Raw genomic sequence first — 14163 nt, 5'->3', positions numbered from 1 at the left:
GTCAAACTATGCACGTCTCCCCGGCAAAGCCGGGGGATTTCCCAATAGATTAACATGGGATTCAAAAAAGAGCCTTTGCACCTTGAGTTTGTAAAACTCTCCCACCACGGCAGCATACGAAATATAAATAAAGATTTTTTTGATCTAATCAGAAGTAATCAATATATTATTTGCAATCATTCACCTGTATCAAAAAAGCTCTCAAACAAAGAAACCATTGCTCAAATTGCCTTTTATGGAAAAACGACAAAAAACAACGAAACTAAACAAGTACTGATTACCAAGAAAAGCCCCATGCATCTGAATTTCGATGAAAGTGATCATGAAAAATTTAATTTTGAAATAATATACCAAGCAGATATTTGGAAATATTAATATGATCACCGATTGTATAAAACCATATATATTCAAGATGGAAATCAGTTTCCCCTCACTAAAAACTAAAAAGTGGGGCGGTTGCATTATATTTAAAGGATCTAACAACAGTGAACAATGTTACCTTCTCACTGCGAGACATAATATAACTCAGAGTGAAGAGCTTAATAACAGCATCCTAGAAACTCTGAGCATAGCCAACCTGAATATCCAAATTTTTGGTGAAAATAAAAAAAGCTGGAAAATTGAAGCGCTATCAAACGATAGCTTTCTGCTTCAAACAAAATGATCATACAACAGTTTTAGACTTGGCATTATTGATTATAGAACCCCCCATAGAAAACATATCTGAACTAAAATTTTATGATACAACCGATGAAAATCAAGATAATCATACTTATTGTACAGCTGGATATCCATACTATTTAGAAGAAATACAAACCGAAAACAAACTAAATTTCTATTATTTAAAGCCAATCTCCAACCATAAAAACAGCACTGAATTATTCATAAACACAGATGGATCTTTGAACTTCTATGATTATGAGTTTATTGAAAAGCTAAAAGGAATGTCCGGCTCAGGCATTTTTCTATTAGGAAAGAATGGAGAAGTTGCCTTAAGATCAATAATTTTCAAAGCACTCCCCACAAACAAATTTGAATGCATAAAGTTAGATGAAGTATTAGATAAAATAAACGAGAAGCTACAGAATCTTAATTTAGAACAAATTAGCACAATTACCAAGCCACTTTCAATAAATAACGAAGTCGTCAATTTATCAGACTTCATTGAGGTTGAAAGCGTTAGGGAATTTATTAGAAAACAATCCACATTAAATGGAGAAAACATAAAAAAGCCTGATGATGTCAGAGAAAAGGCTAGAGATTTAAATGAACAATATAAAACAGCAAAAAGAACCATTAATGAGCTATCATATCAATATGCACATTTGGCATTATTTGCACGTGATAAAAAAATGCAGTTAGCAACAAGTCGTTTTTTTAAAAGAGCCATAGACTTAAACCCCACTCACATAACAGCATTTTTATTAGAAAAATCTGAACATGAAAAACAAAAAAACATTCAAGATATCCATAAAATAACCCCTAAAAATGCCATAGAAATATACAAAAAATACAAACAACTAATCGAAATGGAATCTAGCAATGCAAATAAAATAAAGCTAATAAAAGAAGCCATTGAAAATTTATCATACTTAATAGATGACGATAACATTCAAAATTCAATCAACGAATTTTCTACCAAACTAAATAAGATTTACGATCAAGATAGAACCGTCAAGCCAATATTCAAGTATCAAGAATTGGCTGCCTTCTACCATAAAATACCTCAGAAAACCCATTCAGCATTATATTACAATCAATTATCCCTGTATCTAATAGAAAACTCCATTAATCCAGTCATTTATGAGGAAGAAAGAAACCAAATAACACATATGATATCCATACTTCATAAATCAACCAGTCCATTATCAAATAATGATATTATAAAAATAAAAGATAAAGCGCAGAATATTTTTGCATACGAAGAAGATAAAAGCCTTAAAGAACTGCTATATAAAATTTCTTATGACATCAATCGATTAAAAGAAGACAAAAACACACAGGAAGAAACTAGCAAAGATATAATTAATTCTTTATTTTCGCTAAACATACAAGGGCAAACCTTAGTCAAAAAAGCCGAAGAGAACAAATTAGATATTGGACTATCCAATAAAAACAATATTGAAATTAAAAATACATTAAATACCATCGATGAGTTAGTCAATGGCATTCAAGAAAAACATGTACCACAATTAGATGAAAATACCAAATACGAACTCCGCTCAATCATTGAGGAACCGGCTGAAACATTAAACGCTGTATTAGGAGAAATAAGCCATATTGTTAGAGAAGCAATAACTTACATAGACAACTCGGAAAAAAGCCTCAACACATTAATAAACCATGAAAAAAGCGAATTAGAAAATATTCACCAACAGATTTACGGACAGCTGAGTGAGTTTTCAGATCAATATTCGAAGCTAAATCTAGAGAGAAATGAAGTTTTAACGTTCCTAAAAATTTCAGAAAAACGCATGCTAACCCACATCCATAGAATAGATGTCAACATTAAAGATAGAGAAGCCACAACAGCACTTATTCAACAAAGCATTCATAGCCTCAAAAAAATCACAAAAGAATTTAGCCTTCAAAAAAATGAGAGCGACTTCAGAAGTAAACTAAAGAAAATCACAGATACATGTCAGCTACTGGAGCAAAACATATTAAGCCAAATCTCTCATTATGAAGATGAATTTGACTTGATAAAGCGAGGACAAAACAGAATCGAACACTCCTTAATAAAAAAGACTATCGAAGCACTATCCGCTCACGCAGAAAATCGGAAAAGCATTACTAATATTGAAGACAACCAAGATAACATTACGCGACTATTAACTGGTCAAAATAGTAAAACTAATATGCCTCCCGAAATAGCACACGATTTTATAAACTCAACGAGATCCTTAAGCTCTCTTGAAAAGGTTCTGTTAGTGATATCTATTCTTTCTGTTATTACAGCAATGGGCGCTATCTTTTCGCTTTACCGATAAGTTTGTGGCACACTGCTTTGCAGAAGTTTAACGGATAACAAGGAACTCCCATGTGCGGAATCTGCGGTGAACTACGCCTTGACGGCCAACTCCCCGAACTGCGTTACCTGAACTCGATGATGGCGAAGCTGGAAAAGCGCGGCCCCGACCACGCGGGCAGCTTTTCTGATGGCGCGCTGGCGTTTGGCCACCGTCGTTTGTCCATCATCGACCTGTCGTACAAATCCAGCCAGCCGATGGTGGATGCGGAATCGGGCCTTGCGCTGGTGTTCAACGGCACCATCTACAACCACCCGGAACTGCGTGCGGAACTGAAAGCCAAAGGCCACCATTTTTTCTCCGAAGGCGACACCGAAACCATCCTCAAAGCCTATGCCGAATGGGGGGAAGACGCCCCCAAACACCTGCTGGGCATGTTTGCGTTCGCCGTGTGGGACATGCGCCGGAAAGTGCTGTTCCTTGCCCGCGACCGCATGGGGATCAAGCCGCTGTACTACGCCGCTGACGGCAACAGCTTCCGTTTCGCCTCCAACACGCAGGCGCTGCTGACCACGCAGGGAATCGACACCCGCCTGGATCCACTGGCGATCCACAACCTGTTTTCGCTGCATGCGGTGGTGCCAGCGCCGCGCACGGTGCTGAATGGCATCCGCAAGCTGCAACCGGCGCATTCGTTGACCATCCACGCCGATGGCCGTCAGGAGCTGAAACGCTACTGGAAACTGGTGGCGCGTCGCCCGGCAGAGCCACGTTCCGAACAGGAGTGGATTGAGGCCATCCACGGATCGCTGCAAACCGCCGTGCGCCGCCGCAACAATATCGCCGACGTGCCGGTGGGCGTGCTGTTGTCCGGCGGGTTGGATTCCAGCCTGCTGGTGGGTTTGCTGGCGGAAATCGGCATCCGCGACATCCGCACCTTCACCATCGGCTTCGACGACCAGCCGGAGGAAAAAGGCAGCGAATACGAATACTCCGACGCGGTGGTGGAGCGTTTCCAGCCGACCCACCACAAATTCCACATCCCCAACGAACAGACCCTTTCACGCCTGCCGGAAGCGGTCGCCAATATGGCGGAGCCGATGTTCGGGCAGGATGCGATCGGTTTCTACCTGCTCTCCGAACAGGTTTCCCGGCATGTGAAAGTGGTGCAGTCCGGGCAGGGCGCGGATGAAGTGTTCGGCGGTTATTTCTGGTATCCGCAGGCGCAGGCCGACACCAACCCGGACATGCTGCAACGCCTCGCGCCGTATTATTTCGACCGCGACCACAGCGAAATGGCGCAGATGCTGCAACCGGCGTTCCATACCCATGATTACAGCGGCGAACTGGTGCGCGAATTGCTGGAGTCGCCGGATGCGGAAGAAACCCTGGATGCGGTATTGCGCGCTGATGTGACCACCTTCATCGTCGATGACCCGGTCAAGCGGGTGGACAATATGACCATGGCCTGGGGGCTGGAAGCGCGGGTGCCGTTCCTCGACCACGAGCTGGTGGAACTGGCCGCGCAAATGCCACCGGAACTCAAGCTGCGCGACGGCGGCAAATATGTGCTGAAAAAGATTGCGCGCGGCTTGGTTCCCGACAGCGTGATCGACCGGCCAAAAGGCTATTTCCCCGTGCCTGCGCTCAAATTCGTGCGCGGCGAATTCCTCGACATGATGCGCGACCTGCTGAATTCGCAAGCCTGCCGCGAACGCGGGCTGTATCAGCGCAGCTACATCGACAAGGTGCTGGCGTCGCCGGAAACGCATCTGACGCGCATCAAAGGCAGCAAGCTGTGGCATATGGCGTTGCTGGAAATGTGGTTACGGGCAAACGCGCTGTAACCCCCATCGCAAAGACACTGGAAACACGCAGCCCAGGCCATCCCATCTTTGAGCGGTGTTGGATTGTGCTGGCATGGCCTAGCGTTGGCCAGCCATACGTTCTTGGGTGGTCAGGGCAATCTTGTTGCGCAGGTAAACCGGCTGCGCGTCTTCCGGTGCCAAGGCGTTGCCTGCCTGCCATTCCGCAACCGCCAGCGGCAACATGAATTCGGCGGCGGGCAGCAAAGCGGTATCCGTTCCAACCAGCTTGCCACCAAAACGCGGCGTCAGGACTTCGGCATACGCCGACCAGCCATGCCCAACCGCAAACCAGCCGTCGCCGTCAGGGACAGGCGCATCCGCCGGAGCACATACCTGTTCCTCGCCCTGCAAGCGCATCAGGCCATCTTGCCAGACGTATTGCCCCCAGTAGACTTCGTTCATGCGCGCATCCAGCGCCACCAGCGCCTGGGTTGCGCCATATTGGGCATGCGCCTGCTGCGCCAACGCCGCCAGCGTGGAAACCGGAATGACCGGCTTGTCCGCCGCCATCGCCAGCCCCTGCGCCACGCCAACACCAATCCGGATGCCGGTGAACGCGCCCGGCCCGCGCCCGACCACAATCGCATCCACCTCCTGCAAGCGCAGGCCAGCCGCCGACAACACCCTCCCCACCATCGGCAGGATCAACTGGGTATGCGCCCGTGGCGTCAGTTCAAATTCACAGAAAGTTGCGCCATCCGCGTAGACGGCAGCAGAACAGGCTTCGGTTGAGGTATCAAGGGCTAACAGTTTCATTCAGGTTTCCAGCAAAAAACCGTTCCACAATTTCCAGTTTCTGGGTGCGCGGCATCCGTGGCAGGCTGTCGAGGAAAATCTTGCCATAACTGCGGGTGCGCAAACGGACATCGCAAATCATCAGCACGCCCCGGTCATGCTGGTCACGGATCAAGCGGCCAACGCCCTGCTTGAGCGCAATCACCGCCTGTGGAATCTGATATTCGGCGAACGGGTTGCCACCACGCTGGCGGATCGCTTCCAGCCGCGCCTCCATCACCGGGTCGTTGGGGGCGGCGAACGGCAGTTTGTCGATAATAACACAGCTCAGGGCTTCGCCCCGCACATCCACCCCTTCCCAGAAACTGGATGTCCCCAGCAGCACCGCATTGCCCAATTCACGGAATTTTTCGATCATGTCACGCTGCGGCGAGCTGCCCTGGATCAACAGCGGGAATCCGATACGGTCTTGCAACAATTCCGCCGCCTCATTCAGGGCGCGGTAACTGGTGAACAGCATGAAGGTGCGCCCGCCACAAGCGTTGATCACCGGAATCGCCGCCTCCACCAGCGCCTCGACAAAATCCCGGTCTTGCGGTTCCGGCAAACCGGCGGGCAGGTACAGCAGCGCATTGCGCCAGTAATCAAACGGGCTGTCGAGCTGCAAGGTTGCGGCTTCCGTCAACCCCATGCGCTGGTTGAAATGTTCGAACGACTGCCCTACCGCCAGCGTGGCGGAGGTCATCACCCAGCTACAAGGCAACTCCTCCATGCACTTTTTGAAGGGGACCGCCACATCCAGCGGGGTGGTGGTGATGGCGAAGCCACGGGTAAAGGTTTCAAACCACTGCACACTGTCCGCAGCTGGGTTGTGCAAACGCTCCAGCCGCGTGCGCTGTTCCTGCAAGCGGGCGAAACAGGATTCCAGCCCCTTGCTGCGTTCGGCGGCGTTTTCCAGCAGCGCTGCCAGTTCGTCCATGCTGTCTTGGAGCGCCTGCAAGTGATTGACGATGGCGGGCTTGTTGCGGATGCGCGCCCACGGTGCCCGCTGCCCCGGCGTATCCATCGCCAGCCGCAAGTCCAGCACGGCTTTTTCCATGCCCCCCAGCAACTCGCGGATCTGCGGCATGTCGGCAGCGCTTTCCAACGCCTCCATCAGGGTGTCGCGCTTCCAGTCCAACAACTGGCGGCTACTGAGGGTGTCGCTGAAAAAATTGGAGGCGATTTCCGGCAACTGGTGCGCTTCATCCAGCACCACCACGCTCGCCTGCGGCAGCAATTCGCCAAAGCCCTCTTCCTTGAGCGCCATGTCCGCGAAAAACAGATGGTGGTTGACCACCACCAGGTCGGCTTCCTGTGCCGCCCGCCGCGCCTTGACGACGTAACAGTCCTGGTAATGTTCGCACTCCGCCCCCAAGCAATTTTCCGTGGTGGAAGTGACCTGCGCCCAGACTTCCGCATCGTGGGGAACGGCGGACAATTCGGCAACGTCGCCCTTGCTGGTCAATTCCGACCAGTCACGGATGCGGCGCAACCAGGCCACGCTCTTGCGGTCAGGCAAACGGCCTTCCGCCAAGGTGGCCTTGAGGCGATGGATGCACAGGTAATTGGCGCGGCCTTTCAGCAACGCGGTTTTGATGGCGCTTTTCAGCGCCTTGCGCACCAACGGCAAATCCTTGTGGTAAAGCTGGTCTTGAAGGGTTTTGCTGCCGGTGGAAACGATCACACGCTCATCACACAACAGCGCGGGCGCAAGGTAGGCGAAGGTCTTGCCGACGCCGGTGCCCGCTTCAATGACGGCGGTGCCTTGCCCATGCATGACGCCCTGCACGGCTTCCAACATCGCTTGCTGCTGGGGGCGCGCCTGGAAACCTTCAATCAATTGGGCGAACGGGCCTGTCTCCCCCAGCAGGTCAGACTTGCCGGACTCAGGTTCGCAATCACCGGAAGGGCTAATTGAGCTGCTCCTGATAAACTTTCGCCTTGTCCGCCATGCTGGCAGCCTGCTCATGATGCCCCTGGCTCTCATTGATGGCACTGAGCTTCATCCATAAATCCGGATTGTCGGATTCTATCCGCAAGGCGCGCTCGATGGTGGAGGCGGCTTTATCCATGTCGCCTATCGCCAGCGCTGAATCCGCCTGTTTCACCAGTGACTGCACCGCCGGGGAGGATTGGTAGGCTTTTGGGGTTACAGGCGTTTCCGGCACCGCCTCCACCTCTTTCTGAGGCGTGGTGACGATTTCAGGCCGGGTAATTTCCTTCTGTTTGCTAGGAACCGATTTTTTATTCTTGGCTTTAGTGCTGGTGGAAGAAGGGATGGCGGGCTTGCTTACCGATGGGCCAGGAGGGGCAACAGGCGTAACAGGAGCAGGGGTGCTGCCATATACCCTATCCTGCAAAACATACGGGTTGGGTGAACAGGCGGACAGCAAGCTTGCCGCCACTAGGCTGGCTGCGAAGGAATTCCGGAATCTTGGCGTCATTGTCAATCTCATTGCATCAGGTTATCAATCCAGCTGGAAGGGTCAGAACTCTTGGGCGGCACCACCGTAGCACCAGCAGGAGCAGGAGCAGGAGCAGGGGCGGTGGGCGTGATCACCGGAGTCTCCGGCGCAACTGGCTCCAACGGTGCGCAATAGCTGGTTTTCTGCGGCTGGCTGCCCTTGATGAAAGGCATACGCACCGCTTTGCCGCAGGCCGGATTAAACCGCAGGCCAGAAGACTGATCAATATCAACCCAGACCAATCGCGAAGAATTTGCCACCTGCAAAGGCTTGGTCGGCAGAACCCGGAACAAATCTGACCACACTTTCAGCGCGCCGGTGCCACCCGTCATATTGGTGGGCTTGCTGTCGTCCCTGCCCACCCACACGGTGACCACATGTTGGCCGGAAAAACCTGCAAACCAGCTATCCTTCTTGTCATTGGTGGTGCCGGTCTTGCCTGCGACCTTTTTCCAATTTGGCAAGGTCGTGGACAGCTCTTTGGCAGTGCCTTCAATGGTGTTGCGGTACAGGGCATAAGCCAGCAGATCCGCCGCTTCCGGACTCGCCACTTGTTTGACCGTCAGCGGATAGCGGGTCAACAACTGGCCATGCAGGTTCATCACGCTGCGGATGGCTTTCAAAGGTGAATAGGAGCCTCCGGCCGCCAATGATTGGTACATCTGCTGCACATCAATGGGCGGCAATTCTATCGCCCCCAACAGGATGGCGGGATAAGCAGGGACATTGCCCTGCACCCCCAGGTCATGCAGGGTCTGCACCACCTTGTCGATACCCAGGTCAACGCCGATGCGCACCGCTGGCGTATTGCGCGACTGGGTCAATGCTTTCAGGACGGTGACAGCCCCCATATTGCGACGGTCGTAGTTTTGCGGCTGCCAATATTTCCGCGAACCCAATTTTACCGTCACCGGCCCATCATTGATGCGGGTCGCCAATGTATATTTGCGGGAATTTTCCAACGCCGCCAAGTAGATGGCGGGTTTCACCAGCGAGCCGATCTGCCGTTGGGCAGTCAGGGCACGGTTGTATCCGGCGTAACGGACATCGCGGCTGCCAACCAGCGCCATGACTTCACCGCCCTGCACACTGCTGATGATCATGGCACCATTAAGCTTGCCTTTCTTGATGCCATTGGCTTTCTCCAAACGCGCCACCCGGTTTTGCAGGATGGTTTCCGCCGTCAGTTGGACAATTGGGTCCATGGCGGTAAAGATCATCAGGCCTTGGCTGCGCAGATCCTCTTCCTTGTAATCGCGCTGCAATTGCTGGCGCACCAAGTCCAGATAAGCCGGAAACGGGCTGTTGCCGGACGGTTTCTTTTCGACAACGCCCAAAGGCTTGGCAAGCGCCTCCTGATAGGCCTGCTCGGTCAGCACATTGCCTGAACGCATCACCTGCAACACCAGGTTTCGCCGCTCCAGCGCACGGTCTGGGTGCAGGCGCGGGTCATAATACCCCGCCCCTTTCGCCAAGCCGATCAGCAATGCGATCTGGTCAGCCTTAAGCTCCCATACCGGACGGTTGAAATAAAATTGCGCGGCCAAACCAAACCCATGGATGGCGCGGTCACCATCCTGCCCCAGATGGATTTCATTCAGGTAGGCTTCGAGAATTTCCTGCTTTGAGTAATGTATTTCCAGCAGGAAGGCCATCAAGGCTTCCTTGATCTTGCGGTGCCAGCTGCGTTCGTTGGTAAGGTAGAAATTTTTCACCAACTGTTGGGTCAGGGTGCTGCCGCCCTGCACGGTATGCCCCGCTTTCAGGTTGGCCACCAACGCACGGATAATCGCCATGGGGTTGACACCCTGGTGCTCGTAAAACTTTTTGTCTTCGATGGCGATCAAGCCTTTGACCAGCAAATCCGGCACATCCTTCTGCCGCACCAACACCCGGTCTTCATTGTGGCGCGGGTAAAAGTTCCCGATCAATACCGGTTCCAGGCGCATCAAATCCAGCGGGCTTTTACCGTCAGCATAAGCTAACGAAGCAATTTTGCCGCCACTGACAGCCACCTTGATGCTGCGGGCTGGTTCTTTGTCATCGGCGAACTGGAAACCACGCGTGTTAACGACAAACTTGTCGCCCTTGCGGAAATACTGGCCTGTTTCCGTCGGCTCATCCACTTCGCGGTAGCTGAGGAGCTTCAGCTCCTGTTCGAGGTGGTCGGCGAACAACTGCTGGCCTTCATACATATCCAATGGCCGGGCGAACACCCGTGCAGGCAACTCCCAGCGCCGACCATTAAACTGTTCGCGTACTTTTTCATCCAGTTGCATCGTATAGGCGATGCCCGCCAACAAACCCAACACCAGCACGACCAACAGCAAGATACGGAATACGCGCCCGAACAATGTGACGGTAAACCATAACCCCTTGAAGAAGCGCCGCCACAGCGCCTCCTGTTTTACTTCCTGACTCAAGATATTTTCCTGCTATGCTTATGCTTTCGGGTCATATTTCAGCGACTGGCATGTTCTCACATACACCTGACACCCTGTGGGAGGCAATGCGTAACCCCGCATTCTACCCGCATACGACACACAATATACAAGTAATTCACACGCACATATCGACCATTTTCCTGACCGGCGAGTTCGCTTACAAGATAAAAAAACCTGTCAATTTCGGCTTTCTGGATTTTACCCGGCTGGCAGACCGGAAGCGATTCTGTGAAAAAGAGGTGCGCCTCAACAGCCGGTTTGCCCCCAACCTGTACCTTGGTGTCATGCCTATCCTGCAAACCAATGGGGCTTATTGCTTAGGCAATGACAGTACCGGCAACCCCGCCGACATTGTGGAATACGCCGTCAAAATGCGGCAATTCGACCCGACGCAACAACTGGACTGCCTGTTGGCGGCAGGGCAATTGCCGCTGGAACAAATGGATACGCTGGCCCGGCGGCTGGCGCGCTTCCATCAGCAGGCGGAGCCAGCCCCGGCTGACAGCCATTTCGGCGACCCTCCCAGCGTCGTGGCCCCTATGCAGCAAAATTTTGCCCTGCTTTACCAGAAGCTCGGTGCCTCAGCACCTATTGAGCGCCTGCATACGTTGGAAAACTGGACGCAGCAGGAATATTCCCGCCTGTATGCGCAACTGCAACAACGTAAACAGGGTGGGCATATCCGCGCCTGCCACGGTGACATGCACCTCGGGAATATCGCCCTGATCGAGGGTGAAATCACCTTTTTCGACGGCATCGAATTCAATGATGAATTACGCTGGATCGACACCGCCAGCGACTGCGCCTTTCTGCTGATGGACTTGGAAGACCGGGGCAAACCCGTCTGGGCGCGCCGACTGCTGAATCTGTGGCTACAGGAAACCGGCGACTACCCGGCATTGCCCGTCATCACTTTCTACAAAGCCTACCGTGCGTTGGTGCGCGCCAAAGTGCAGGCGTTAAGGCTTGCCCAAGTTGCAGACGGGGAGGGACGCAGCAGCATCCTGCACCGTTGCGCCGAATACCTGGAATTGGCGGCAGGCTACACACAACGCCCGCCACCGGCCCTGATCATCACCCACGGCTTGAGCGGCTCTGGCAAATCCTGGGGTTGCGCCACGCTGGCCGAACAACTGGGCTTCATCCAGATCCGTTCGGATGTGGAACGCAAACGGCTGGCAGGCATGCAGGCGGATGACCGCCAGCCGGACGGTCTGGATCAAGGCATTTACACCGCTGACATGACCCTGCGCACGTATGACAGGCTGGCCGGACTCAGCAGTTTGGCGCTGCAAAGCGGCCATTGCGCGGTGGTGGACGCCACCTTCCTGCAAGCGGAACAACGCCAGCGTTTCCAGCAATTGGCCCGGCAACATCAGGCCGCATTCCTGATCCTGCATTTCGAGGCCACCCCGGCCCAAATGGAAGCCAATATTGCCCGCCGCCAGCGCATGGACAATGATGCCTCAGACGCTGATATTGCTGTGCTGCACAAGCAATTAAGCTGCTATAAAGCATTGCAGGATGACGAACCTTATGTAACAGTTCGCATCAACGAACGTTTACCGTTAGAGAGGGTTCAGGCGCAGCTTGGCCACTCATAAGAAAATCGCAACACTTTGTCCTACAGTCAAATTCATGCATGTCATCTGACGCCCACGTTAGCAGGATGCCCAAAACGCAGAAAGAATGACGCCCACATGAGGAGCTCGCAATGCACATTAATTCTTTATCACTCTGCCTGATCACCGCCCTTTCCACCAGCCTCGTTGGCGTCGCCAACGCAGACACCAAGCTGACCTACACCGACACAGGCTTCGCCCCGCAGGATCGGCAAACCGTGATCCAAATTCATGGCGGGAAAGTGCGCATGGGTGAAGTCGGCAGTGACATTTACTCCCTGTACGATGACAGCAAGAAAACCCTGTACACCATCAACACCAAGACCAAACAGTACATTGAAACCACCCCGGACAAAGTGCGCGAGCGCATGACCAAAGTGACGGAGATGCACAATCAGTACAAGGAAGGGCTGAAAAAGCAAATGGCTTCCATGCCGGAAGACCAGCGCAAAATGTTTGAAGAGCGCATGAAACAAACGGATGAAGCGCTCAAAGCGCCACCACCTGCCATCAAGATCGACAAAACCGACCGCAAGGAAACCATTCAGGGCATGGAGTGCGCAATTTCCACCATCAAGGCCGACGACCAACCTGTGCGTGATGTCTGCATTGCGGGCAGTGATGCCATGGACGCCACCGACCACAAAATGCTGGTCACCATGTTTGAATTCATGGACAGCGTCGCCGCTGAGTCCACCAAGGCGCAGGGCGTGACCCCTCCGGCGGAAGGCTCCGCCAGCCTGCACAAGGACGGTTTGGCCTTGCGCATCCAGGCATTGCCAGAAGGCCCCCGCAGTGAATTGAGCAACCTGTCGAAAGATGCGCTGAATGATGCTGACTTTGCCATCCCTGAAGGCTTTGCTGTTTTTGAACCCACCACAGCAGCCCCTCCGGGTGGAAAACCGGCAGCAGGTTCTTCTCCTGTGCCTGCGCCATCAGCCCCTGCTCCAGCACCATCTGGTAGCACACCAGCTGCCCCAGCAGCCCCCGCGCACTGATCAATTCATGACGCACATCAACCGCAGCGCGCTAGTCCCTTACAGCTCGGAGCAAATGTACCAATTGGTTGATGGCATCCCGCTTTACCCGCAGTTCCTGCCTTGGTGCAGGAGCGCGGTGGAACATGCGCGTGACGCCGATGAAGTCAAGGCCAGCATTGAAATCGCCAAGGGCGCGGTGAACAAGCAATTCACCACACTCAACCGTTTGCAAAAGAACAAGACCATCGAAATGCGTCTGGTGGATGGGCCATTCCGGCATTTGCATGGCTTCTGGCGTTTTGACGAGTTGAAAGCGGACGCCTGCAAGGTGTCGCTGGATCTTGATTTCGAGTTTTCCAACAAAATCCTCAGCATGGTGGTGGGCCCAGTCTTCAACCAAGTCGCCAATACGCTGGTGGATTCTTTTGTTGAGCGGGCAAGGAAAGTGTATGGCAAACCCTGACACCATCCGGATTGAGGTGATTTACGCCTTGCCGCACGAGCAATTGCTGCTGGACACACAGGTTCCCATGGGTGCCAGCATCCGTGATGGCATTCACACTTCCGGCATCCTGGAACGCTATCCGGAGCTGAATATCGACACACTGGAAGCAGGCGTTTTCGGCAAGCTGGCCAAGTTGGACACCCCGCTGCGCGAGCGTGACCGCATCGAAATTTACCGGCCACTGATTGCTGACCCCAAAGCGGTGCGCAAACAACGCGCCGCCGAAGGCAAGCGCATGAAAAAAGGTGGCGGCGAAGCCAATGAAGGGGAAAGCGCCTGATGCACGGCATGGTGCCGCCCGACCCTTCTGGTGAAGGTGTTTCCCAACCCGTCTACGCCACCGTTTACATGCCGAAATTCAAGGCTGGCCGCCACCGTTTCCCCGCCAGCTGCATCACCCCTTATCCGACGGAAACAGAAGCTGTCGGAGCCGCCCTGGCGGATGACAAACGTTTTCCCGCCATCCTGCACGGCCCATCCAAATCATCGGAAGGCCAGTACATTTATTACCTGTTGAAATGGCTGTAAAGCTC

At 52.6% G+C, this 14163-nt stretch carries 12 protein-coding genes; 8 read left to right on the top strand and 4 right to left on the bottom strand.

Annotated features, from left to right (window positions below):
- Window positions 1-54: 54 nt before the first annotated feature.
- From VSS37_RS13245 to VSS37_RS13235, 3 genes are all read left to right on the top strand, one after another.
- Window positions 55-375 carry a hypothetical protein gene (locus VSS37_RS13245; RefSeq protein ID WP_324695951.1) on the top strand — a complete coding sequence of 107 codons (321 nt, stop codon included), beginning with the start codon at window positions 55-57 and terminating at the stop codon, window positions 373-375.
- 221 nt (window positions 376-596) lie between these two features.
- Window positions 597-2990, top strand: coding sequence for a hypothetical protein (locus VSS37_RS13240; RefSeq protein WP_324695949.1), 2394 nt, complete (start codon window positions 597-599; stop codon window positions 2988-2990).
- Between the two features lie 50 nt (window positions 2991-3040).
- Complete coding sequence (locus VSS37_RS13235; protein ID WP_324695947.1) at window positions 3041-4816, top strand: N-acetylglutaminylglutamine amidotransferase; 1776 nt, start codon at window positions 3041-3043, stop codon at window positions 4814-4816.
- A 78-nt stretch (window positions 4817-4894) separates the two neighbouring features.
- Here the strand turns inward: VSS37_RS13235 and tsaB are convergent, their stop codons facing one another.
- Genes tsaB through mrcB form a run of 4 tightly spaced genes read right to left on the bottom strand, consistent with a single transcriptional unit; the run spans window position 4895 to window position 10502 of the window.
- Window positions 4895-5593: a tRNA (adenosine(37)-N6)-threonylcarbamoyltransferase complex dimerization subunit type 1 TsaB gene (tsaB, locus tag VSS37_RS13230; RefSeq protein WP_324695944.1), complete on the bottom strand. Its 699-nt coding sequence runs from the start codon at window positions 5591-5593 to the stop codon at window positions 4895-4897.
- On the bottom strand, window positions 5574-7583 hold the full coding sequence (gene yoaA / locus VSS37_RS13225) for a DNA repair helicase YoaA (RefSeq protein WP_324695943.1): 2010 nt from the start codon (window positions 7581-7583) through the stop codon (window positions 5574-5576). Before yoaA ends, tsaB begins: the two co-directional genes overlap by 20 nt.
- Entirely contained in the window at window positions 7525-8058 is a 534-nt protein-coding gene (locus tag VSS37_RS13220; protein WP_324695942.1) for a tetratricopeptide repeat protein, read from the bottom strand. Before VSS37_RS13220 ends, yoaA begins: the two co-directional genes overlap by 59 nt.
- Window positions 8059-8066: 8 nt before the next feature.
- Window positions 8067-10502 (bottom strand): penicillin-binding protein 1B, encoded by a 2436-nt coding sequence (mrcB, locus tag VSS37_RS13215; RefSeq protein WP_324695940.1) that lies wholly within the window; start codon window positions 10500-10502, stop codon window positions 8067-8069.
- Window positions 10503-10588: 86 nt separating this feature from the next.
- Between mrcB and VSS37_RS13210 the strand changes: the two genes are divergently transcribed.
- From VSS37_RS13210 to VSS37_RS13190, 5 genes are all read left to right on the top strand, one after another.
- Window positions 10589-12127, top strand: coding sequence for a bifunctional aminoglycoside phosphotransferase/ATP-binding protein (locus tag VSS37_RS13210; RefSeq protein ID WP_324695938.1), 1539 nt, complete (start codon window positions 10589-10591; stop codon window positions 12125-12127).
- Between the two features lie 110 nt (window positions 12128-12237).
- Complete coding sequence (locus VSS37_RS13205) at window positions 12238-13143, top strand: hypothetical protein (RefSeq protein ID WP_324695937.1); 906 nt, start codon at window positions 12238-12240, stop codon at window positions 13141-13143.
- A gap of 7 nt (window positions 13144-13150) precedes the next feature.
- Entirely contained in the window at window positions 13151-13588 is a 438-nt protein-coding gene (locus VSS37_RS13200; RefSeq protein WP_324695936.1) for a type II toxin-antitoxin system RatA family toxin, read from the top strand.
- A complete protein-coding gene (locus tag VSS37_RS13195; RefSeq protein WP_324695935.1) occupies window positions 13575-13910 on the top strand; it encodes an RnfH family protein in 336 nt (111 codons plus the stop codon). Before VSS37_RS13200 ends, VSS37_RS13195 begins: the two co-directional genes overlap by 14 nt.
- On the top strand, window positions 13910-14158 hold the full coding sequence (locus tag VSS37_RS13190; protein WP_324695934.1) for a hypothetical protein: 249 nt from the start codon (window positions 13910-13912) through the stop codon (window positions 14156-14158). Before VSS37_RS13195 ends, VSS37_RS13190 begins: the two co-directional genes overlap by 1 nt.
- Window positions 14159-14163 lie beyond the last annotated feature (5 nt).

Source organism: Candidatus Thiothrix phosphatis (genome assembly GCF_035668035.1).
Classification (GTDB): Bacteria; Pseudomonadota; Gammaproteobacteria; order Thiotrichales; family Thiotrichaceae; genus Thiothrix; species Thiothrix phosphatis.
The sequence above is the reverse complement of the archived record's forward strand: the minus strand, read 5'-3'. Positions and strand labels throughout refer to the sequence as shown.

Coding starts and splice junctions, on each gene's coding strand:
- VSS37_RS13245 (WP_324695951.1), top strand. CDS start 55: ATGGGATTCAAAAAAGAGCCTTTGCACCTTGAGTTTGTAAAACTCTCC.
- VSS37_RS13235 (WP_324695947.1), top strand. CDS start 3,041: ATGTGCGGAATCTGCGGTGAACTACGCCTTGACGGCCAACTCCCCGAA.
- tsaB (WP_324695944.1), bottom strand. CDS start 5,593: ATGAAACTGTTAGCCCTTGATACCTCAACCGAAGCCTGTTCTGCTGCC.
- yoaA (WP_324695943.1), bottom strand. CDS start 7,583: ATGAGCAGGCTGCCAGCATGGCGGACAAGGCGAAAGTTTATCAGGAGC.
- VSS37_RS13220 (WP_324695942.1), bottom strand. CDS start 8,058: ATGACGCCAAGATTCCGGAATTCCTTCGCAGCCAGCCTAGTGGCGGCA.
- VSS37_RS13210 (WP_324695938.1), top strand. CDS start 10,589: ATGCGTAACCCCGCATTCTACCCGCATACGACACACAATATACAAGTA.
- VSS37_RS13205 (WP_324695937.1), top strand. CDS start 12,238: ATGCACATTAATTCTTTATCACTCTGCCTGATCACCGCCCTTTCCACC.
- VSS37_RS13200 (WP_324695936.1), top strand. CDS start 13,151: ATGACGCACATCAACCGCAGCGCGCTAGTCCCTTACAGCTCGGAGCAA.
- VSS37_RS13195 (WP_324695935.1), top strand. CDS start 13,575: ATGGCAAACCCTGACACCATCCGGATTGAGGTGATTTACGCCTTGCCG.
- VSS37_RS13190 (WP_324695934.1), top strand. CDS start 13,910: ATGCACGGCATGGTGCCGCCCGACCCTTCTGGTGAAGGTGTTTCCCAA.